Source organism: Cellulomonas chitinilytica (genome assembly GCF_016862675.1).
GTDB lineage: Bacteria > Actinomycetota > Actinomycetes > Actinomycetales > Cellulomonadaceae > Cellulomonas > Cellulomonas chitinilytica.
Genome location: NZ_BONK01000014.1, coordinates 82,661 through 103,163, shown reverse-complemented (window position 1 = coordinate 103,163; position 20,503 = coordinate 82,661). Strand labels below are relative to the sequence as shown.

The following is a 20,503-nucleotide window of genomic DNA, read 5'->3' as shown; positions in this document are numbered from 1 at the left end:
CCGCCGCCCCGCACGCGTGCCGCGCGCACCGACCGAGAGGTCCCCATGACGCTCCACACCGCAGCCGCACCACCGGCCGCACCCGCACCACCCGGCACCGAGCCGCGGCGCCGCCGCAACGGCCACCGCCTGCGCGGCTGGGGCTACGCCTCGCCGACCGCCCTGTTCGTCCTGGTCCTGTTCGTGGTCCCGCTCGTCCTCGTGTTCCGGATGAGCGCGTCGAAGTGGCCGCTGCTCAGCGGCGACCAGGGCATCAACTTCCCGGACAACTTCAGCGCCGCCGTCGACAACCGGTTCTTCGTCGACTCGGTCCTGTTCACGCTGAAGTACACGTTCTTCGCGACGGTCCTGCTGATCGGCCTCGGTCTCGGGCTCGCGATGCTCGTGCAGGAGTCGTCGCGCTGGAAGGGGCTGCTGCGCACGTCGTTCCTCGTGCCGAGCGCGCTGGGCCTCGCGTCGGCGTCGCTGCTGTTCTACGTCCTGTACTCGCCGCTCGTCGGGCCGCTCGCGCCCCTCATGGAGCACTTCGGGTGGTCGTTCCTCGGCACCCCGAACGCCGCGCTCGCCTCGACGCTGTTCCTCATCGTCTGGCGGTACGCCGGCTTCTACATGCTCCTCATGCTGGTCGGCCTGCAGGCCATCCCGACGGACATCTACGAGGCGGCGCGGATGGACGGTGCCAGCCGGTGGCACACGTTCTGGCGGATCACGATCCCGCTGCTGCGGCCGACGCTCGCGCTCACCACGATCCTGTGCGTCACCGGGTCGCTGCTGGCGTTCGAGCAGTTCTACATCCTCACGAAGGGCGGCCCCGACAACAGCACGATCACCGTGGTCCAGCTCATCTACTCGGTCGCGTTCCAGGGGCAGAACGACCTCGGTGTCGCGGCGGCGCTGTCCGTGATCGTCCTGGCGGCGCTCGTCGTCATCAACGTGGTCCAGCTGCGGGCGTTCCGCGGCTCGGACGAGAGCTGAGGGGCCATGACCTCCACGACCCTGCAGCCGACGGTGTCCCGCACGCCGTCGAACCGCGCGGCCCCGCCGACCACGCTCGCCGGCGTCGCGATCCGCACGCCGTTCTGGGTGTTCTCCGGTGCGCTCGCCGTGATCTTCCTGTTCCCGCTGGTGTGGACGTCGGTGAAGTCCGTCTCGCCGCACCCGGGCACCGGGCAGGTCGACGGCTGGGGCTTCGGCAACTACGCCACGCTCGCGCACTACCAGGCGGGCATCTGGCAGTACCTCGCCAACTCGGCGTTCGTCTCGGGCCTGTGCGTGCTGCTCACGCTGCTGATCTCGACGCTCGGCGGGTACGCGTTCGCGCGGTTCCGGTTCCCGGGTCGCAACGCGCTGTTCATGCTCACGCTCGCGATCCTCATGGTGCCGTACGCGACGCTCCTGATCCCGCTGTACGTGCTGCTCAACAAGCTCGGGCTGGGCAACTCGCTGGTCGGCGTGGCCCTGGTGCTGACGATGTTCCAGCTGCCGTTCTCGACGTTCATGATGCGGATCTCGTTCGAGTCCGTGCCGCGCGAGCTCGACGAGGCGGCGCTCGTGGACGGCTGCTCGTCGTTCAGCGCCCTGTGGCGGGTGCTGCTGCCCGCCGTCCGGCCCGGCCTCATCACCGTGGGCCTGTTCGCGTTCCTCGCCGCCTGGAACGACTTCTTCGCGCCGCTGATCCTCATCAACGACACGAACAAGATGACGCTCCCGCTGGCGGTGTCCAACCTGCGCGTCCAGGTGCAGGGCGTCATCGACTACGGCGCCACGGAGGCGGGCGTCGTGGTGCTCGCCCTGCCCTGCATCGTGCTGTTCCTCCTGCTCCAACGACACTACGTGCGCGGCTTCATGTCGGGTGCGCTCAAGGGATGACCATGACGACGACCACCACCCGGACCGCGACTCCCGTGGCCCCTTCGCGCGGCGCGCTGACCCCTCTCGGCCTCGACGAGGTGCGCGTCACCGGCGGGTTCTGGGCGCACCGCCAGCAGGTCAACGCGGAGGCGAGCCTCGCCCACATCGAGCACTGGATGGAGCGCGAGGGCTGGATCGGCAACTTCGACGCCGCCGCGGCCGGGACCCTGGGTCCGGGGCGCGGGGGCCGGGAGTTCTCCGACTCCGAGGTCTACAAGCTGCTCGAGGCGATGGCCTGGGAGATCGGGCGCACGGGGGACGACGCCCTGGAGGCGCGCTTCACGGCGATCGTGGCGCGCGTCGCCGCCGCCCAGGAGCCCGACGGGTACCTCAACACGAACTTCGGGCGCCCCGGCCAGCCGGCGCGGTACACCGACCTCGAGTGGGGTCACGAGCTGTACTGCTTCGGGCACCTGTTCCAGGCGGCCGTCGCCCGGCTCCGCACGCGCCCGGACGCGCAGGACGGGCTCGTCGACGTCGCCCGGCGGGCCGCGGACCACGTGTGCGCGGCGTTCGGGCCCGACGGCATCGGGTCCGTCTGCGGGCACGCCGAGATCGAGCCGGCGCTCGTCGAGCTCGGCCGCGCGACGGGCGAGCGGCGCTACGTCGAGCAGGCCGCACTGTTCGTCGAGCGCAGGGGCACCGGGACGCTCGCGGACATCGAGCTCGGCCGCGCCTACTACCAGGACGACGTGCCGGTCCGGGAGGCCACGGTGCTGCGCGGCCACGCCGTGCGTGCCAACTACCTGGCGGCCGGTGCGGTGGACGTCGCGGTCGAGACGGACGACGACGGGCTGCTCGCCGCCCTGACGACGCAGTGGGAGAACACCGTCGCGCGCCGGACGTACCTGACCGGCGGGCAGGGCGCGCACCACACGGGGGAGGCGTTCGGCGACGACTTCGTGCTGCCGCCCGACCGCGCCTACTCGGAGACGTGCGCGGGCGTCGGCTCGGTCATGTTCTCGTGGCGGCTGCTGCTCGCCCAGGGGGACCCGCGGTACGCCGACCTCGTCGAGCGGACGCTGTTCAACGTCGTCGCGACGTCGCCGTCGCACGCGGGCACGGCGTTCTACTACACGAACACGCTGCACCAGCGCCGACCGGGCACCGTCCCGGCCGACGACGTCGCGAGCCCCCGGGCCTCGTCGTCGCTGCGGGCGCCGTGGTTCGCGGTGTCGTGCTGCCCGCCGAACGTGGCCCGCACGCTCGCCAGCCTGGCCGCGCTCGTCGCGACCCGGGACGACGACGGCGTGCAGCTGCACCAGTACGTGCCGGCGCAGGTCCGCACGGCGCTCGCGGACGGGACCCGCGTGGAGCTCGACGTCGAGACGCGGTACCCGAGCGACGGCGTCGTGCGGGTGCGGGTGGCGAACGACGTGGACCGGGAGTGGACGCTCACGCTGCGCGTGCCCGGCTGGGCCGCCGGCGCGACGCTCGCGGCGCCGGGGGAGGAGGCCCGGACGGTCGCGCCGGGGTCGGTGGGCGTGACGCGGCGGTTCGCGGCGGGCGACGTCGTCGAGCTGCGGCTGCCGCTCGTGCCGCGGGTCACCGTGCCGGACCCGCGCATCGACGCGGTCCGCGGGTGCGTCGCGGTGGAGCGAGGTCCGGAGGTGCTGGCCCTGGAGTCGGTCGACCTCGTGGCGGCCGGTGCGGCCCCCGGCGTCGACGTCGCGGACGTGCGGCTCGACGTGGACGCCGGGCTGCGCGAGGTCGACGGTCGGGTGGTCGCGCGCGTGCGGCTGGGTGCGCCCGAGGACCGGTCGTGGCCCTACGGGGGCGGTCAGGACGTGCTCGACGGCGGGGCCCTCGACGTGCCGCTCGTCGCCTACCACGACTGGGCGAACCGGGGGCCGTCGACGATGCGGGTGTGGCTGCCGGTCTGATCGCCCGAAGGGCTGGACGGTCGCGGCGGGCCGACCGTACATTGTTTCGCAGCGAATCTAAGTCTCGGTGCCGCTGCGAACGAAAGGGACCACCGCATGCCCGCCACCACCCTCGACGAAGTCGTCCACCTGCGTGCCGACGGCGTCTCGCTGCTCGTCGACCTGCGCGGCGGGACCCTCCCGCGCGTCGTGCACTGGGGCCGCGACCTCGGCGACCTCGCACCGGACGTCCTGCCCGAGATCGTGCGGGCGACCACCCCGTCCACGACCGGGTTCCCGGTCGACGGCCAGGTCGAGGTGTCCGTGCTGCCCGAGCAGGCCGCCGGGTACCTCGGCACCCCCGGGCTCGTCGGGTCGCGCGACGGGTCCGACTTCAGCCCCGCGTTCGCCGTGCGCTCGTCGGCGCTGGAGGTGGACCCGGCCGGCGGCGGGGCGCTCGACGTGGTCGCGGCCGACGCGGACCTCGTCGTCGAGCTCCGGATCGAGCTCACCCCGCAGGGCCTCGTCCGCCTGCGCGCGGGGGTGACCAACGAGGGCGACGCGACGTACACGGTCGACGCCCTCACCCCGATGCTCCCGGTCCCCGAGCGGGCCACCGAGCTGCTCGACCTCGCCGGCCGGTGGGCCCGCGAGCGCAGCCCGCAGCGCACGGCGTTCACGCACGGCACCCGGCTGCGCGAGAACCGGCGTGGCCGCACGGGCTACGACTCGGCGTACGTGATCGCGGCGGGCGTCGCCGGGTTCGCCAACCGCGGCGGCGAGGTCTGGGGTCTGCACACCGCGTGGTCCGGCAACCACCGCACCCTCGCCGAGCGCAGCCACTACCAGGCGGGGCTGCTCGGCGGCGGCGAGCTGCTGCTGCCCGGCGAGGTCCGGCTCGCGACCGGCGAGACGTACACCGGGCCGTGGCTGTACGGCTCCTGGGGAGACGGCCTCGACGACCTGTCCGCCCGGTTCCACCGGTGGATGCGCGCCCGGCCGCAGCACCCGCGCTCACCCCGCCCGGTCACCCTCAACACCTGGGAGGCCGTCTACTTCGACCACGACCTCGGGCGGCTCACCGAGCTCGCCGACGCCGCCGCCGCGATCGGCGCCGAGCGGTACGTGCTCGACGACGGCTGGTTCGGCTCCCGCCGCGACGACCACCGGGGGCTCGGCGACTGGTACGTGTCCGACGAGGTCTGGCCCGACGGCCTGCACCCGCTCGTCGACCACGTCACCGGCCTCGGCCTGCAGTTCGGCCTCTGGGTCGAGCCCGAGATGGTCAACCTCGACTCCGACCTCGCCCGCGCGCACCCCGACTGGATCCTGCGGACGCCGTCGCGGCTCCCGCGGGACGCCCGCCACCAGCAGGTGCTCGACCTCGCGGTCCCCGAGGCGTTCGACTTCATCCTCGAGCGGCTCGACGCGCTGCTGAAGGAGTACGCGATCGGGTACCTCAAGTGGGACCACAACCGCGACCTGCAGGACGCCGGGCACGGCGCCGCCGGCGCGCCGGGCGTGCACGCCCAGACCCTCGCGCTGTACCGGCTGCTCGACGAGCTGCGGCTGCGGCACCCCGGCGTCGAGATCGAGTCGTGCTCGTCGGGCGGCGGCCGCGTCGACCTGGAGATCCTGCAGCGGACCGACCGGGTGTGGGGCAGCGACTGCATCGACGCCTTCGAGCGGCAGCGCATCCAGCGGTGGACCAACCTGCTGATCCCGCTCGAGCTCATCGGCGCGCACGTCGGCTCCGGCACCGCGCACAGCACCGGCCGACGGCACGTTCTGCCGTACCGGGCGGGGACCGCGCTGTTCGGCCACCTCGGCATCGAGTGGGACCTGCGGGAGGCCGACGAGACCCAGCGGGCCGAGCTCGCCGCGTGGGTGGCGGCGTACAAGGACCTGCGCGGCCTGCTGCACACGGGGACGTCCGTGCACGCCGACCCCGTCGACCCGGCGCTCACCGTGCACGGCGTCGTCGCGCAGGACCGGGCGGACGCGGTGTTCGCGGTCGTCGCGTCCGACACGTCGCAGTCCCTGCCCGCCGGGCGCGTGCAGCTGCCCGGGCTCGACCCCGACGGCGTCTACCTCGTGCGGCCGCAGGCTCCGGGCGACGTCGCCGAAGGTCTCGGCGGCGGGGTGCCGCCCTGGTGGGGGCCCGACGGGGTGCGCCTCAGCGGGCGTGCGCTCGGCGAGGTGGGCCTCGCGGCGCCGACGCTGTTCCCGGAGCACCTGGTGCTCGTGCGGGCCACCCGGGCCTGACGGCGGCGGGCCGGTCCGCTCCGGGCGTGACCGGCCCGGTCGCGTGCGTCAGGCGGTGCCCTGCACGACGGACCGGATGGCCAGGGCCGCGGCCGACCGGGCCCACTCGCCGAAGTCGAACGGCTGCACGTCGATCACGAGCCGGTCCGGGTCGGACGCGTACGTCGCCGCCAGCCCGTCGCGGAACCGGGCGGCGGCGACCTCGTGCAGGGGGAGGCCCTCTCCCGTCAGGAGCACCTTCTGCGGGTCGACGACGTTCGCGACGGTCCCGACCACCACGCCGAGCGCGTACCCGGCCCGGTCGACGACCTCGACGGCGGCCGGGTCGCCGGCGCGCGCCCGGGCCAGCGCCTCGTCGAACGTCGGCCGGCCCTCCGGCGTGGTCAGGTGGTCGAGGAGCGCGGCGGTCATCAGGTAGGCGGCGGCGCACCCGCGATGCCCCTGGTCGCACACCGGGCCCGACGGGTCGACGAGCACGTGGCCGAGCTGCCCCGGCAGGCCGTGCGCACCGCGGACGAGCCGGCCGTGCACCACGAGCCCGCACCCGATCCCGGCACCCACCGTGACGACCGCGAGCGAGTCGAGGCCCGCCCCCGCGCCGAACCAGTGCTCGGCCGCGGTGAGCGCCTGCACGTCGTTCTCGACGACGCTCGGCAGCCCCGTCGCGTCCACGAGGAGCTGCTCGAGCGGGACGTCCGCCCAGCGCAGGAACATCGACTCGACGACCACCGCAGGTCCGGCGTCCCGCCTCAGGGTCCCGGCGAGCGTCAGCCCGAGCGCCATGACGCGGCGGTGCCGGCGGCGGAGCCGCTCGACGGCGTCGGCCACCTGCGCGAGCACCGAGGTGACGTCCGTCGAGGTCAGCGGCTCGTCGAGCGTGCCCACGACGCTCGCCGTGAGGTCCGTGACGACCCCGTACAGGTGGTCGCCGGTGAGCTTGACCCCGACGAAGTGCCCCGCCGCCGGGACCACGCGCAACAGCTCGGACGGGCGGCCCAGCGCCGTGCGCAGCTCCGTCTCCGCCTCGACGAGCACACCCGCCTCGACGAGCCCGCGCGTCAGCCGCGTCATCGTCGGCCGGGACAGCCCGAGCCGCTCGGCGAGCTCGGAGCGCGGCATCGCGCCGTGCACGAGCAGCTCGAGCAGCACGTCGCGCGACGCCGCCGGCCGGCGCGGCCAGGCGTACGCCTCCTCACGGACCTCGGTCACGGCCCACACGGTAATCCCACGGCGCGTGCCCGGCCCGGCCCGCCCCCCGCCCCACCTCGACCGACCCCGCCGGTGGGGGATGGTCAAGGGCGGTCGGGGCGGAGGGCGGTGCCGACCAGGACGGAGGCGACGACGACCGCCACGCCCAGGACCGGCCAGCCGCTCGCGGTCGCGAGGACCCCGGCGCCGACCGTCCCGCCGACCTGCGCCGTCGTGGTGACGAGCTCGGCGACGGGCTGGACGCGGCCGCGCTCGCTCGGCCGGTAGGACCCGGCGATCATCGCGCTCCCGCCGCTGAACGCGAGGTTCCAGCCGACCCCGACCGCCGTCATCGCGACGAGGAACGCCCACGTCTGCGGGCTGACGGCCGCCGCGCCGCCGGCGACGACGAGCACGAGCGCCCCGAGCGCGGCGACCCGCCGCTCGCCGATGCGCCCGATCCACCGGGCGACGACGAAGCCGGGCGCGAACATCCCGATCATGTGCAGCTGGACGGCGAGCGTCGCCTGCCCCTCGTCGTGGCCCATGTCCATCCCGGCCATGGGCCCGGCGGTCATCATCGACATCATCGCGACCGCCGCGAGGCACGTGGCCGCGACCCCGGTGAGCAGCACGGGCTGCCGCCACAGCTGCGCGCGTGAGCGGGCGTCGGGCGCGTCGACGGCCCGCGACGGCGCGGCGAGCGTGACGAGCTCGCGGGGGAGACGCGCGTTCCACACCGTCGCGACGGCGCCGCACAGCGCGACGAGCAGGTACGACCCGACGTAGGGCGTGGTGGTGGCGCCACCTGCCGCGGTCGCGAGGAACGGCCCGACGAGCGCGGCGACGAGGCCGCCCGCGAGCACGGTGCTCACGGCCTTCGCGCGGGCGTCGGGGTTGGACTCCGCGGCCGCGTACCGGTAGTAGCCGGCGCCCGCCTGCTGCACGCCGACGATCGCGGTGCCGACGCAGAACAGCCAGAACAGGTGCAGGTGCACGGCGGTCGCGGAGACCAGACCGGCGACGACCGCGCTCGACGACGCGAGCGCGAACACCCGCCGGTACCCGTACCGGCCGATGCCGCGCGACAGCAGGAACGTCGAGGACGCGGCGACCACGGGGATGAGGCCGAACGGCACCGTCGCGAGCGCGCGGGTCGGGGCGAGGTGCGCGCCGACGATGCCGGTGAGCGTGAGGTCCACCGAGCTCGCGAGCACGTACAGGCCCTGGGCGCCGATCAGTCGACGGGTGACGCGGGTGCCGGAGGTGACGGGGGTCGGGGTGGCGAGGGTCGTCATGCCGGTCACGATCCTGTGAGGGCCGCGTCCCGGGCGAGTGGCAGGAGTGCCACTGTTCGATAGATTGCTGCCATGTCGTCCGCCCCGCACCACGTCGCGGTCCTCGTGCTGGACTCCGTGCTCGCCATGGAGGTCGGCATGCCGTTCCAGATCTTCACGGGCCACGGCGACCTCGGGTACACGCTCACGCTCTGCTCCGAGCGCCCCGGCCCGGTGCCGACCACCGGCGGCTACCCCGTCGTCGCCCAGGCGGGGCTCGAGGCGCTCGACACGGCGGACACCGTGCTGGTCCCGGCGTTCCGCCCCCACGACCGCGTCGTGAGCGACGAGGTGCTCGACGCGGTCCGGCGCGCGCACGCCCGCGGCGCCCGCGTCGTGTCGATCTGCGCCGGCGCGTTCCTGCTGGCCCAGGCCGGGCTGCTCGACGGGCGCCGTGCGACGACCCACTGGCTGCACACCGCCGAGCTCGCCCGCCGCTTCCCACGGGTCCGGGTGGACCCGGACGTGCTGTTCGTCGACGAGGGCAGCGTCGTGACGTCCGCCGGCGTGGCCGCGGGCATCGACCTGTGCCTGCACCTGCTGCGCACCGACCGCGGCGCCGCGGTCGCCAACCGGGTCGCCCGCGACATCGTCGCGCCCCCGCACCGCGACGGCGGGCAGGCGCAGTACATCGCCCGACCCCTCGAGCCCGACCGCCCCGGCTCCCTCGCGGCGACCCGGGCGTGGGCCCTGCGACGGCTGGACGAGCCGCTCACCGTCACCGACCTCGCCCGGCACGCCTGCACGTCGGAGCGCACGTTCGCGCGCGCGTTCGTCGCCGAGACGGGCACGACCCCCCTGCGCTGGCTCGTCACCGCGCGGCTCGACCGTGCGCGCGAGCTGCTCGAGACGAGCGACTGGGGGCTCGACCGGGTCGCGGCCGCGAGCGGCCTCGGCACCGCGACCAACCTGCGCCTGCACCTGCGACGGGCCGTCGGCGTGAGCCCGTCCGAGTACCGCAGGACGTTCGCGCGCGCCTGACGGCAGCAGGTCGCAGGCGCCCGTCAGGCGCGCGCGACCGTCCTGCGCAGGCGTCAGTCGCGGGCCATCACCACACGCCACTCGCGGACGGTGACGGTCAGCAGGCCGTCCACGACCGCCTGGTCGTCCTGCGTCGCGAGCCGCACCGCGTCGTCGTACGACGCGACGTCGAGCACCGTCATGCCGCGCCCGTCGTCGTCGGGCAGCGGCCCCGCCGCGACGAGCTCGCCCGCCTCCCGCCGCCGGGCCAGGAACGCGTAGTGGCCGGCGATCCCCGGCTGGTCGAACACCGACTCGCCGTCCGGGACCGCCGGGCCGGGAGCGTGCTGCAGGACGTACCAGTTCGTCGTGGAGCTCATGGCAGCAGGATCCTCCGGGTCGGTCGGGGTGTCAGGAGCGTGGCTCGTCGTCAGCGCTGACCTGGACCGGCACCGGCGCCGGGACCGGTGCGGCCGGGACCTCGGATCGTGCGCGGCGCCAGCGGGAGACCGCCACGACGCCCGCGGCGATCGCGCCGCCGAACGCGAGCCACGGCAGCAGGACGCCGAACAGCACGACCACGACCTTGACGGTCGCCGCGAACGCGGACCAGCCCGCGGAGAGCCCTTCGAGGAACGACTGCGGACCGGTCGGCTCGGGCTCCGGCTCGGGGGCCACGACGACCTCGGGTCCGGTGATCGCGACGGTCAGCGTCGAGAGCCGCACCTGGTCGGCGAGCAGCGCCCGCTGGGACTGGAGCTGCTCGAGGTTCGTCTGGCGCTCGGTGAGCGAGTTCTCCGCCGAGACGACGGCCTCGTTCGTCGTCGCCCGCGCCAGCAGGTCCTGCATCCGGGCCACCGAGAGCTCGAGCCCGTGGATCCGGGCGTCGAGGTCCTTGGCGACGTTCGTCACGTCCTGCGAGTGCAGGTCGACCTGGTCGACGGTGCCGATCGTGCGCAGCGCGGCGAGCGTGGCGGTCATCTCGGTCGACGGCACGCGGATCTTCAGGCTCGCGGTGCCGCGGGTGCCGGCGGTGGCGTCGTGCTCGGTGCGGTCGTCGACCCGGCCACCGGCCTTCTCGGCGAGGTCGACGACGGCGTCCGCCGCGACCCGCACGTCGTCGACGCTCATCGACAGCTCGCCGACCTGGACGACCTGCTGCGTCGACGCCGCCGGGACGGTGCCGTCGGCGGCGGGCTGCACCTGCGAGCCGGCCGCCGCGTCGTCGCTACCGACGTCGCCGCCGACCTCGCCGCCGACGTTCCCGCCGGCCGCCGCGCCGGCGTCGGAGGCGACGTCCGCGCTGTCGGAGGAGCCGCTGTCGTCGCCCGCGCTGCACGCGCCGAGCGCGAGGGTCGCGGCCAGGAGGGCGGCCGCGCCGAGGGCCGCGCTGCGGCGCGGACGGGAGATCCTGCTCGTCGTCGAGGTCATGGCCCGGACGCTAGGGGCGCGGCGTCCCCGGTGGGGGCGACGTCGCGCAATCGTGATGCCACCGGCCCGATGTGCCCCAACCGTGACCCGACCGTCACCGGACAGCGGCCTGCTGACGTGCAGGGACGGGCGGCCGCGGGACAGCGCCGCTGGTCACAGGGCGTAGGCGTGCGACGTCCACAGGTGCACCGCCGCGAACGCCCGGAACGGGCGCCACGCCTCCGCCGCGTGCGCGACGTCCCGGGGGGACGGCACGTCGAGCGCCCGCCGCAGCACGAGGTCGCCGACGGGCAGCGCGTCCCGGTCGGCGAGCACCCGCAGCGCGAGGTAGTCGGCGGTCCACGGCCCGATCCCCGGCAGGGCGACGAGCCGCGAGCGGACGTCGTGGACGTCGGCACCGGGGGCGAGCGTGAGACCGTCCGCGCACGCGGCCGCGAGGGCGTGCAGGGTGCGGGCCCGCGCGTGGGTGATGCGGACGACGGACTGCAGCTCGGCGGGGTCGACGGCGGCGAGCCTGTCCGGGGACGGCGGCACCACGAGGCCCGCGGGTCCCGGGGTGCCGTACGCGCTCGCGAGCCGGCCGGCGAACGTGCGGGCCGCGGCGAGCGACACCTGCTGGCCGAGCACGGTGCTGACCGCCGCCTCGAACCCGTCGAGGTGCCCGAGGATCCGCAGGGTGGGCCGGCGGCGGACGAGCGGGCCGACGACGGGGTCGGGACCGAGCGCGTCGGCGACCGCACCGAGGTCGTCGTCGAGGCCGAACCAGCGGGCGCCGAGCCGCGTCAGGACGTCGACTGGCGCGCCCCGCAGCTCGACGAGGTCGCTCGACAGCCGTGCCTCGACCGCGGTGGGCCGCCCGTCGACGACCGCGAGCCGCCGCACGGTCGACCCCTCGACGACCTCGACGCCCGGTGTCGCGTGGGCGACGAGCGAGGCGAGCAGCGGCGCGGGGTCGAGGGGCCGCTCGAGGCGGTGCCATGTGACGGTGGTCACAAGAGGATGGGGTTCGGTCACGACATCGCAGGCTAGACGCCTCCCCTGACAAAGCGCGCGTAACTGGACATCTGTCTGAGGTGCATCCTGGCAAAGGGAGTGTTAGACAGGGTCCAGCCGATCGTCATGGGAATCCCACGCGACCGGCTGTCAGCGGTTTTCGGACCGCATGTCGAGGGTCCGGCGAGAGCCGGGCCGCCCGCAAGGGTGCAGGGAGCGCGCCACGCCTCGTGCCGGCGAGACGCCTCTCGTGGTGCCCCGTCCTCCACGAGGACGGGGCACCCCTGAAAACGCCCGTGGTCCGGACGCAGCGGCAGGGTTGCGCGGCCCGGCCGACCTGGCGTCCGGCGCGGGCGCCTTCCCGGACGCGCGCCCGGTGTCGCCCCTGGGGCCCGCTGCCTAGGCTGACCGGCGTGCACCGCTCCGTGTTCCCGACCGCCGTGCCCGTGGGGGAGCCCGATCCCACGTCGGCGAGCGACGTCGTCGTGCCTGTGCTCTCGATCCTCGCGTCCGTCGTCGTCGCCTACCTCGTCGCGATCCTGCTCGGCGCGCTCGTCCGGCGGGCCGCACGCCGCTCGCCCGTCGCGGCGGACCTCGCCCGGCACTCGCGCAGGCCCACCCGCGCCGTGCTCGTCGTCGTGGCGCTGTGGATCGCGCTGCGGCTGTCCACCGAGCCCTCCGACTGGCGGGCCGCCGCCGAGCACGTGCTGCTGATCGCGCTGATCCTCTCGGTGGCGTGGCTCGTCGGGAGCCTTGCGTTCGTGCTGGAGGACGCGGCCTTCGCCCGGTACCGGGTGGACGTCGCGGACAACCGCCACGCGCGGCGGGTCCGGACGCAGGTGCAGCTGCTGCGGCGCATCACCGTCGCGGTGATCGTGGTGTGCGCGGCCGGCGCGGTGCTGCTCACGTTCAAGGACGCGCGCGCGTTCGGGGCGAGCCTGCTCGCGTCGGCAGGTCTCCTGTCGATCGTCGCGGGGCTCGCGGCGCAGAGCTCGCTCGCGAACGTGTTCGCGGGGACGCAGATCGCGTTCACCGACGCCATCCGGGTCGACGACGTCGTGGTGGTCGACGGCGAGTGGGGGCGGATCGAGGAGATCACCCTCACGTACGTCGTCGTGCACGTGTGGGACGACCGCCGCCTCATCATGCCGTCGACGTACTTCACGTCGACCCCGTTCGAGAACTGGACCCGGCGCGACGCGAACCTGCTGGGCACCGTCGAGCTCGACCTCGACTGGGAGCTGCCCGTCGAGCGGATGCGCGCCGAGCTCGCGCGGCTGCTGGAGGCCACGGACCTGTGGGACCGCCGGGTCGGGATCCTGCAGGTCACGGACGCGGTGGGCGGCGCGGTCCGGGTGCGCGCGCTCGCGTCGGCGGTCGACGCGCCCACCCTGTTCGACCTGCGCTGCTACGTCCGCGAGGGGCTCGTCGCGTGGCTGCAGGCGGAGGCGCCCGAAGGCCTGCCGCGGACCCGGTGGGAGGCGGGGCGGCCCGCCGACGACGCACGGGACGGCCGGTCGGGGCCGGACGTCGCGGGTCCGGCCACCGCGACGCAGCCCGGCCCGCCAGGACGAGCCGCCCACGCGCAGCCGCCCGTCCGGCTCCCCGCGACCCGCGAGCTGCCACGTCCGGGGGCCCGCGCGCCGGACGACACGGAGGTGCTGACCTCGACCGGCCAGAACGCGCGGCTGTTCACCGGGAGCATCGACGCGCTGAAGCGGTCGGAGCACTTCCAGGGGCCCGGGCAGGACGTCATCGACGAGCGCGAGCACCACGCCGAGGAGAAGGACGGGCGTGCCGCCGACGACGGCGACGGGCGTCCGACGGCGTGACGCGCACGACCGTCACACCCGTCGGCCGGGACACCCTGGTCGCGCACGTCGTCGAGCGCGTGCTCGCGGTCCCGGGCCGCTGCCGGGTCGTGGTGGACGGCGCCGCGGTGCTGCGCCCGGCGGACCTGGCGGACGCGCTCGTCGGCCCGTTGCGTGCCGCCGGCCGGGCCGTGGCGCGGGTGCACGCGGACGACTTCCTGCGGCCCGCGTCGCTGCGGTGGGAGCACGGCCGGCGCGACGCCGACGCCTACCTCGAGGACCGGCTGGACGAGGCGGCGCTGCGTCGTGAGGTGCTCGACCCGTTCGCCGCGGAGGGCCGGTACCTGCCGTCGTTGTGGGACGCGGTCGCCGACCGGGCGACCCGGGCGGGCTACGAGACCGCACCGGCCGGGTCCGTGCTGGTCGTCGACGGGGAGCTGCTCCTCGGACGTGGGCTCGACGTCGACGTCGCCGTGCACCTCGCCGTCCGCCCGGCGACCCTCGCGCGGCTCCTGCCGGAGGAGGAGCGGTGGCTCCTGCCCGCCTTCGCCCGGTACGCCGACGAGGTGGCCCCGGAGGCTGTCGCCGACGTGGTGGTGCGCGTCGACGACCCGCGTCGTCCTGCCCTCGTCTCTGTGACTGACGACCTGTGACTGGTTGACCGGGCCGACGCGTTGACGCTGCCGCCGGACGCGCGTAATCTCCGAGCACACGACGGACAGACCGGACATGACACCGACGTCTTGACCACATGACTCGCGTGGGCCACCGCCCGCCGCACGCCTCAGGCGAAGACCGCAGCCGAATCCCCAGCCGCAGAGCCCGCCTCCCGTCAGGGAGCACGGGACGACCTCCAGGCCCGCGACGCTCGAAGGGGAGTGCCCATGGCCATCTACGGGACACCTGTCCGCACCGTCGACCACGACCTCGCGTGGGCCGCCACCCTCGTCGTCGCCACGGTGCTGTGCGCCACGATCGCGTTCTGGGCGCCGCTGGCCGGGGTCGTCGCGCCGTTCCTCCTCGGCACGTCGCTGTGGCGGCTGCGCCGCGCCCACGAGCTCGCCGTGCAGGCGTTCCTGTGGGCGGCGATCGTCGCGTCCGCGACCGTGGTGCTGCTGCTCGTCGTCGCCACCTTCGCGCCGACCCGCTGACGGGCCAGGCCGACAGGACCGACGTCAGGAGGGCGTCCGCGCCGCGACCGCGCGCCGACGCCGGATCCAGGCCTCGTCGACGACCAGGGCGAGCGCGACGAGCGCGACCATCGCCCAGAACGACCGCCGCTGCGACACCCACAGGTCGACGACGAACCACACGAGCACCACACCGGACACCGCGACCGCCAGCCCGGCCAGCAGGGGCGAGGCGCGCAGCTCGGCCCGCAGGCGGAACGCCGCCACGGCCACCAGCACGAACACCGCCAGCGACACGGCGCTGCCGACCGACGCGAGCGCGCCGACGCTGAGCACCGTCACGAACACGACCATCAGCCCGGCGGTGATCACCAGCCCGCCGTGCCGCCCGAGCCGGGTCCCCGACCCGAACGCCGGCGGGAACATCCCCGACGTCGCCAGCGTCGACGTCAGGGCGCGCGACGCGTACAGCACGGCGGCGACGCTCGACGCGGTCGCGAGCAGCGCCGCGACGGTCATCATCACGTACCCGGCGTGCCCGAGCGCCGGCTCCGCGGCCACGGCGAGCGCCCGCGGACCGGCGGCGACCACCTCGTCGACGGGGAGGGTGCCGAACACGGACAGCGACACGGCGACGTACAGGACGGTGGTGATGCCGAGCGCCGCGTACATCGCGATGGGCAGCTCGCGCCGCGGCTCGGCCAGGTCGTCGCCCGCGAACGAGATCACCGCGAAGCCGAGGTACGCGAAGAACGTGAGGGCGACGCTGGCCACGATGTCGTCCACGCCCGGGTACGTGCTCGGCGCGAGCAGCGACGGGTCGACGTGCGACAGCGTCCCGACGACGAACACCGCGAAGACGGCCAGCAGCAGCCCGACGACGAGCGACTGCACGCGGTCGACGAGTCGCGGCCCCGACACCGTCAGCCACGCACCGAGGACGACGAGGACCACGGCGCACACCTTCGACAGCCAGCCGCCTGCCGGACCGTCGGCGATGACGGCGGCCGCGTAGTCGCCGAACGACGCGGCGACCATCGCACCCACCACCACGATCGACGTGAGGTACCCGAGCCACGCGGCGACCCCGACGAGCCGGCGGCTGCGGTACCCCTGTTGCAGGTACACGATGAGCCCGCCGGAGGAGGGCCAGCGCATCGCGAACCGCACCAGCGTGTACCCGAGCGCGCTCGACATCGCGCCGGCCAGCAGGAACGAGACCCACACCGCCGAGCCGGCGATCGCGCCGGCCTGGCCGAGCAGCGCGAAGATGCCCGCGCCGACCATGGCGCCGACCCCCAGCACCACCGCGCCGCGGACCGTCAGTCGCGCACTCGTCGTCGGAGCCGGGTCGGACATGGGGTTCCCCTCGCGTGCTGCCGGTGGTGCCGCGGGTCGGCTCGCTCGACGAGGTCCGTCGACGAGCGAGGTGTCACGTGCGTCGGGCGGAGCGGGCGAGGACGCCGCCGATGAACCCGAGCACGGCGCCGACGACGACGAGCACCAGCCCGGTGGCCGGTGCGCCGGCCACGGCGGCGGCGACCGCGACGAGGATCATCAGCACGGCGGCGAAGCGGATGCCGCGGCCCGTCGAGCTGTTCAGCCCGAAGAGCATCGCGATCCCGAGCAGCAGCACGAGCACGGTGGACGCGATGGCGGCCGCCGGTGCGATCGCGTCCTCGTTGCCCTCGGCGGCGCTGGTCGCCACGGCGACGACGCTGTTCGGGTCGATCATCGTGCCGAGCCACGGCAGCACCGCCCCGAACATCGCGAGCAGCGACCCGAGCACCACGAGCCACCGCTTCGCGACGGGCCGGCGGTCGGCGGACGTCTGGGTGAGCGTCGCCTCCGCCTCGACCGCGGCGGTCCCGTCGCTCGCGGTGATCCGCAGGTGCCGGGACGACGTGGTGCCCCCGGGCGGCGGCTCGCTGTCCACGGCGAGCCGCACGGTGGCGACCTGCCCGGCCGGGACGGCGACCTCGGGAGGGGTGAACGTGAGGCGCGCGCGGCCGAACTCGTCGTTACCGGTGAGCCGCACCCGCAGGACGTCGCCGCCGAGCCGGTTGTCGACGTGCACCCCGAACACGCCGTGCCGCTCCTGCGTCGCCAGGGTCGACGGCTCGACCCGCAGGCGTGCCGTGGTGATCGGCGCCGCCCGCGAGGTGACCTCGAGGGTGCCCGGCGCCTCGACCTCCCCCTCGCCGTCGTTCGCCACGACGGTGAACTGCCTGGTCTGGGTCGTGCCCGGCGGCGGTGCGGCCGTGCGCAGCAGCGCGTGGACGGTCGTCACCCGGTGCGGCCCGACGACGAGCCGGTTCTCGCCGAACGAGAACGACACGAGCCGCTGCGGGTCGCGCGCGCTCAGGTCCAGGGCCACCCCGACGTCGCTCGCCCGGTTGTCGATGACCACGTCGAACGCCACGGTCCCGTCGCCGGTCGCCTGCAGGTGGCTCGGCTCCAGCCGGACGACGACGGGGCGCCGCTCCGGCGGTGCCGCGGTCCGCTGCGTGATCGTGACGCTCGCCGTGACCTGCCCGTCGTCCGACGTGGCGGTGATCGTCACCTGACGGCTGACCTCCTGGCCGGGCTCCGGCTCGGGCGCGGTGAACCGCACGGTGGTCTCGACGGTGCTGCCCGCGGGCACGTCGACCGCGGGCGGCAGGAAGCCGACGCGGACGACGTCCTCCGGGTCGTGCCCGGACAGGCTGTAGTGCCGGGGGTAGTTCGCGGCCCGGTTGTCGAACGCGAGCGTGAACTGGCCCTCGCCGGTGTCGTTGACGTGCACGAGCGTCGGTCGGGGAGTGAGCGTCGGCGGCGGCCCGAGGCGCGGCACCGTCAGCCGCACCGACACCTCGACGAGCTTCGACGGGTCGATGGACGACCGGACCACCAGCACGACGTCGAGCTCCTGGGCGACGACCAGCACGCCCGGGCGCGTCGCGAACGTCACCTGGACGGTCCGCGTCTCGCCGGGCATGAGGTTGGCGTCCTCCTGCGTCATCACGAGCCACGGCGGCGGTGCCGCCGGGTGCACGACGATGCCGTCGACGATGTCGGAGGCGTTCTTCAGCACCATCGCGAGGGACCCGGGTGCCTGCGGGGTGACGACGACCTCGGTCCGGTCGAGGAGGGCGACCGGCACGGCCGCGCGCGGCTCCTTGCGGGGCGCCGGGGTGGGCTCCTCGCCCGTGGGCTGCTCGGCGGTCGGACCGGTCGTGGGGGCCGTCGTCGTCCCGGTGGCCGAGCTGCCGGCGGCGCCGGTCCCGGGGCCGTCCACCGGGCCCGTCGTCGGGCCGGTCGTCGGGCCGGTCGTCGGGCCTGTCGTCGGGCCTGCGGTCGGGCCTGTCGTCGCCGTGGGGTCGTGCTTCGGGGCGTCGCCGGTGCCGTCCCAGTCGAAGTACGTGTCGCAGACGCGGCAGAACGCGGCATCGGGCGGGTTCGACGCACCGCACACGCTGCAGATGCGATCCGCCATCACGTCCCCCTCGTCGTTGCGAGAGCCCCGTCACCGCGATGCTAGCCGCGTCGGTGCCGGGGGACTTCCCGGAGTAAGGAAGCCCGCAGGTCCACGCTGATACGACGTGCCCACCTCACGTCCCACCGGTGCCGGGCGTCTCCCTCGTGGAAGGTGTGCCGGGATGTCGGAGGGGAGCGGGAAGATGTCGGTCATGACGGCGGCGGAGGCGGAGGTGCGCACGGGCACCGTGACGCACACGGTGGTCGAGTCGGCGATGGGCCCGATCACGCTCGTCGGCACCGGCGGCGCCCTGTCCGCGCTGCTCCTGCCGTCGACGCGGCCGCGCAACCACCCGGCCGACGGTCGGCTCGGGGAGCGCGACGACGCGTCGCTCGCCGACGCCGCACGGCAGCTCACCGAGTACCTGGCGGGCACGCGCACGGTCTTCGACCTGCCGTTGCACCTGGTCGGCTCGGACTTCCAGAAGCGCGTCTGGCGGGGGCTGCTGCGGATCCCGTACGGCACGACGTGGTCCTACGGGGAGCTGGCCGCCGAGATCGGCCTCGACCCGCGCACGTCGTCCCGGGCCGTCGGCGCCGCGAACGGGGCCAACAAGATCGCGATCGTCGTGCCGTGCCACCGCGTCATCGGGGCGGACGGGTCGCTCACCGGGTTCGCGGCGGGCGTCGAGCGCAAGCGGTTCCTGCTGGAGCTCGAGCGGGCACCCGTCGGGGGTGCGGGCACGCTGTTCTGACCGCGCGTCCGACCGCGCGCGGTCGGGGGTTACCCCGACGACGACTTGACGGGGTCACCGGATGGTCGCGGGCACGCGGCCGCCCGGAGGCTGGGATCACCGAGTCCGACCTGCCACGCAGGGGGAGCAGAGGAGATCTCATGAGCGACAGCACGCCCACCACCACCACCGTCCCGACGACGACCTCGTCGCGGCGCCGCCGGGTCCGAGGGGCCACGATCCTGGCCGGCCTGTGCGCCGTCGGGGTCACCGGGGCCCTCGTCGCCGGTCCGGCGACCGCGAACGGCCGACCGTCGCCCGGCGGCACGCGGGACGTCGTCCAGACCCAGCTCGACGCGCTCGTCCAGGACGTCGGGTTCCCCGGCGCCCTCGCGACCTACCAGGACGCCCGCGGCCGCAGCCGCGACTACCGGTCGGGTGTCGGCGACCTCGCGACGGGCGCCCGGGTGCCGCTCGACGGGCAGGTGCGCATCGGCAGCAACAGCAAGACGTTCCTCGCCGTCGCGCTCCTCCAGCTCGTCGACGAGGGGGCCGTCGACCTCGACGCGAGCGTCGAGACGTACCTGCCCGGCCTCGTGCACGGCGACGGCGTCGACGGCAACGCCATCACCGTCCGGCAGGTCATGCAGCACACCAGCGGCGTGCCGAACTACACCGCGGCGATGGACTTCGCCGCGACCCGCCACCAGTACGTCGAGCCCCGCGAGCTCCTCGACCTGGCGCTCACGATGCCGGGCAAGCCGGCCGGGGCCGAGTGGTCGTACAGCAACACCAACTACGTCATCGCGGGCCTGATCGTGCAGCACGTCACCCACCGGCCGCTCGCCGAGGTCATCACCGACCGGGTCATCGAGCCGCTCCACCTGCGTGACACCTACATCCCGGACCGCGGCGAGGAGCAGATCCGCGGGCGGCACCCGCTCGGCTACCACGCGACCACGCCCGGCGGCGAGCTCGTCGAGTGGACCGCGCTCGACCCGTCGTTCGCGTGGGCGGCCGGGGACATCGTGTCGACCCCGAGCGACCTCAACGCGTTCTTCGTCGCGCTGCTCGGCGGCCGGCTCCTGCCGCCCGCGCTGCTCGCGGAGATGCAGGACACCGTCGACGCCCTGCCCGAGTTCGGCTGGAAGTACGGGCTCGGCCTCCTCAGCACCGACCTGAGCTGCGGCGGGGTCGCGTGGGGGCACGGCGGGAGCATCCCGGGCTACGAGACGGGCGGCGGCGTCGGGCCCGACGGGCGGTCCGTGACCGTGGCGGTCACCGCGCTGCCGGCCGCGATGGAGGACCCCGAGGCGGCCGTCCGGCGGATCAACGCGGCGGTCGACGCGGTCCTCTGCTCCTGAGCCAGGGGCGGCCGCGGCCCGCGCGCTGGCGTGGGTCGCGGCCACCCGGCGGTCGCCGACC

General features: G+C 74.8%; 17 protein-coding genes. 10 read left to right on the top strand and 7 right to left on the bottom strand.

The window, feature by feature from the left end; genetic code table 11:
• Positions 1 to 45 precede the first annotated feature (45 nt).
• From Cch01nite_RS18515 to Cch01nite_RS18500, 4 genes are all read left to right on the top strand, one after another.
• Positions 46 to 975: a carbohydrate ABC transporter permease gene (locus tag Cch01nite_RS18515; protein WP_203757963.1), complete on the top strand. Its 930-nt coding sequence runs from the start codon at positions 46 to 48 to the stop codon at positions 973 to 975.
• A gap of 6 nt (positions 976 to 981) precedes the next feature.
• The gene (locus Cch01nite_RS18510; protein ID WP_203757962.1) at positions 982 to 1,869 is read left to right on the top strand and encodes a carbohydrate ABC transporter permease; all 888 of its coding nucleotides are present in this window, start codon (positions 982 to 984) and stop codon (positions 1,867 to 1,869) included.
• Positions 1,866 to 3,794 carry a glycoside hydrolase family 127 protein gene (locus Cch01nite_RS18505; RefSeq protein ID WP_203757961.1) on the top strand — a complete coding sequence of 643 codons (1,929 nt, stop codon included), beginning with the start codon at positions 1,866 to 1,868 and terminating at the stop codon, positions 3,792 to 3,794. Before Cch01nite_RS18510 ends, Cch01nite_RS18505 begins: the two co-directional genes overlap by 4 nt.
• 96 nt (positions 3,795 to 3,890) lie before the next feature.
• Positions 3,891 to 6,038 carry an alpha-galactosidase gene (locus tag Cch01nite_RS18500; protein WP_203757960.1) on the top strand — a complete coding sequence of 716 codons (2,148 nt, stop codon included), beginning with the start codon at positions 3,891 to 3,893 and terminating at the stop codon, positions 6,036 to 6,038.
• Between the two features lie 48 nt (positions 6,039 to 6,086).
• On the opposite strand, the gene Cch01nite_RS18495 is transcribed toward Cch01nite_RS18500, so the two are convergent.
• Both Cch01nite_RS18495 and Cch01nite_RS18490 read right to left on the bottom strand, forming a co-directional pair.
• Positions 6,087 to 7,247, bottom strand: a complete 1,161-nt coding sequence (locus Cch01nite_RS18495) for an ROK family transcriptional regulator (RefSeq protein WP_203757959.1) — start codon at positions 7,245 to 7,247, stop codon at positions 6,087 to 6,089.
• Positions 7,248 to 7,330: 83 nt separating this feature from the next.
• On the bottom strand, positions 7,331 to 8,524 hold the full coding sequence (locus tag Cch01nite_RS18490) for an MFS transporter (protein ID WP_203757958.1): 1,194 nt from the start codon (positions 8,522 to 8,524) through the stop codon (positions 7,331 to 7,333).
• 72 nt (positions 8,525 to 8,596) lie between these two features.
• On the opposite strand from Cch01nite_RS18490, the gene Cch01nite_RS18485 reads away from it, so the two are divergent.
• Positions 8,597 to 9,544 (top strand): GlxA family transcriptional regulator, encoded by a 948-nt coding sequence (locus tag Cch01nite_RS18485; protein ID WP_203757957.1) that lies wholly within the window; start codon positions 8,597 to 8,599, stop codon positions 9,542 to 9,544.
• A 53-nt stretch (positions 9,545 to 9,597) separates the two neighbouring features.
• Here the strand turns inward: Cch01nite_RS18485 and Cch01nite_RS18480 are convergent, their stop codons facing one another.
• The 3 genes from Cch01nite_RS18480 to Cch01nite_RS18470 all read right to left on the bottom strand — a co-directional run bounded on the left by Cch01nite_RS18480 (position 9,598) and on the right by Cch01nite_RS18470 (position 11,947).
• Positions 9,598 to 9,903, bottom strand: coding sequence for a YciI family protein (locus Cch01nite_RS18480; RefSeq protein ID WP_203757956.1), 306 nt, complete (start codon positions 9,901 to 9,903; stop codon positions 9,598 to 9,600).
• Positions 9,904 to 9,934: 31 nt separating this feature from the next.
• Positions 9,935 to 10,954 (bottom strand): DUF4349 domain-containing protein, encoded by a 1,020-nt coding sequence (locus tag Cch01nite_RS18475; protein WP_203757955.1) that lies wholly within the window; start codon positions 10,952 to 10,954, stop codon positions 9,935 to 9,937.
• 153 nt (positions 10,955 to 11,107) lie between these two features.
• Positions 11,108 to 11,947 (bottom strand): DNA-3-methyladenine glycosylase family protein, encoded by an 840-nt coding sequence (locus Cch01nite_RS18470; protein WP_203757954.1) that lies wholly within the window; start codon positions 11,945 to 11,947, stop codon positions 11,108 to 11,110.
• Between the two features lie 413 nt (positions 11,948 to 12,360).
• On the opposite strand from Cch01nite_RS18470, the gene Cch01nite_RS18465 reads away from it, so the two are divergent.
• From Cch01nite_RS18465 to Cch01nite_RS18455, 3 genes are all read left to right on the top strand, one after another.
• Positions 12,361 to 13,779 (top strand): mechanosensitive ion channel family protein, encoded by a 1,419-nt coding sequence (locus Cch01nite_RS18465; RefSeq protein ID WP_239071027.1) that lies wholly within the window; start codon positions 12,361 to 12,363, stop codon positions 13,777 to 13,779.
• On the top strand, positions 13,776 to 14,411 hold the full coding sequence (locus tag Cch01nite_RS18460; protein ID WP_203757953.1) for a nucleoside/nucleotide kinase family protein: 636 nt from the start codon (positions 13,776 to 13,778) through the stop codon (positions 14,409 to 14,411). The genes Cch01nite_RS18465 and Cch01nite_RS18460 overlap by 4 nt, the downstream gene beginning before the upstream one ends.
• Before the next feature lie 231 nt (positions 14,412 to 14,642).
• Entirely contained in the window at positions 14,643 to 14,909 is a 267-nt protein-coding gene (locus Cch01nite_RS18455; protein ID WP_203757952.1) for a hypothetical protein, read from the top strand.
• A gap of 24 nt (positions 14,910 to 14,933) precedes the next feature.
• Here Cch01nite_RS18455 and Cch01nite_RS18450 read toward each other — a convergent pair whose 3' ends face one another.
• Both Cch01nite_RS18450 and Cch01nite_RS18445 read right to left on the bottom strand, forming a co-directional pair.
• A complete protein-coding gene (locus Cch01nite_RS18450) occupies positions 14,934 to 16,247 on the bottom strand; it encodes an APC family permease (RefSeq protein ID WP_203757951.1) in 1,314 nt (437 codons plus the stop codon).
• A 73-nt stretch (positions 16,248 to 16,320) separates the two neighbouring features.
• Complete coding sequence (locus Cch01nite_RS18445; RefSeq protein ID WP_203757950.1) at positions 16,321 to 18,363, bottom strand: zinc ribbon domain-containing protein; 2,043 nt, start codon at positions 18,361 to 18,363, stop codon at positions 16,321 to 16,323.
• 163 nt (positions 18,364 to 18,526) lie between these two features.
• On the opposite strand from Cch01nite_RS18445, the gene Cch01nite_RS18440 reads away from it, so the two are divergent.
• Both Cch01nite_RS18440 and Cch01nite_RS18435 read left to right on the top strand, forming a co-directional pair.
• Positions 18,527 to 19,099: a methylated-DNA--[protein]-cysteine S-methyltransferase gene (locus Cch01nite_RS18440; protein WP_275407233.1), complete on the top strand. Its 573-nt coding sequence runs from the start codon at positions 18,527 to 18,529 to the stop codon at positions 19,097 to 19,099.
• A gap of 140 nt (positions 19,100 to 19,239) precedes the next feature.
• Positions 19,240 to 20,442: a serine hydrolase domain-containing protein gene (locus Cch01nite_RS18435; protein WP_203757949.1), complete on the top strand. Its 1,203-nt coding sequence runs from the start codon at positions 19,240 to 19,242 to the stop codon at positions 20,440 to 20,442.
• The last annotated feature ends 61 nt before the right edge of the window (positions 20,443 to 20,503 follow it).

Bases quoted from the DNA above. Each gene is read 5' to 3' on its own strand.
- Cch01nite_RS18480 (WP_203757956.1), bottom strand. From the start codon at position 9,903: ATGAGCTCCACGACGAACTGGTACGTCCTGCAGCACGCTCCCGGCCCG.
- Cch01nite_RS18515 (WP_203757963.1), top strand. From the start codon at position 46: ATGACGCTCCACACCGCAGCCGCACCACCGGCCGCACCCGCACCACCC.
- Cch01nite_RS18440 (WP_275407233.1), top strand. From the start codon at position 18,527: ATGTCGGAGGGGAGCGGGAAGATGTCGGTCATGACGGCGGCGGAGGCG.
- Cch01nite_RS18445 (WP_203757950.1), bottom strand. From the start codon at position 18,363: ATGGCGGATCGCATCTGCAGCGTGTGCGGTGCGTCGAACCCGCCCGAT.
- Cch01nite_RS18475 (WP_203757955.1), bottom strand. From the start codon at position 10,954: ATGACCTCGACGACGAGCAGGATCTCCCGTCCGCGCCGCAGCGCGGCC.
- Cch01nite_RS18490 (WP_203757958.1), bottom strand. From the start codon at position 8,524: ATGACGACCCTCGCCACCCCGACCCCCGTCACCTCCGGCACCCGCGTC.
- Cch01nite_RS18505 (WP_203757961.1), top strand. From the start codon at position 1,866: ATGACCATGACGACGACCACCACCCGGACCGCGACTCCCGTGGCCCCT.
- Cch01nite_RS18435 (WP_203757949.1), top strand. From the start codon at position 19,240: ATGAGCGACAGCACGCCCACCACCACCACCGTCCCGACGACGACCTCG.
- Cch01nite_RS18450 (WP_203757951.1), bottom strand. From the start codon at position 16,247: ATGTCCGACCCGGCTCCGACGACGAGTGCGCGACTGACGGTCCGCGGC.
- Cch01nite_RS18485 (WP_203757957.1), top strand. From the start codon at position 8,597: ATGTCGTCCGCCCCGCACCACGTCGCGGTCCTCGTGCTGGACTCCGTG.
- Cch01nite_RS18510 (WP_203757962.1), top strand. From the start codon at position 982: ATGACCTCCACGACCCTGCAGCCGACGGTGTCCCGCACGCCGTCGAAC.
- Cch01nite_RS18455 (WP_203757952.1), top strand. From the start codon at position 14,643: ATGGCCATCTACGGGACACCTGTCCGCACCGTCGACCACGACCTCGCG.
- Cch01nite_RS18500 (WP_203757960.1), top strand. From the start codon at position 3,891: ATGCCCGCCACCACCCTCGACGAAGTCGTCCACCTGCGTGCCGACGGC.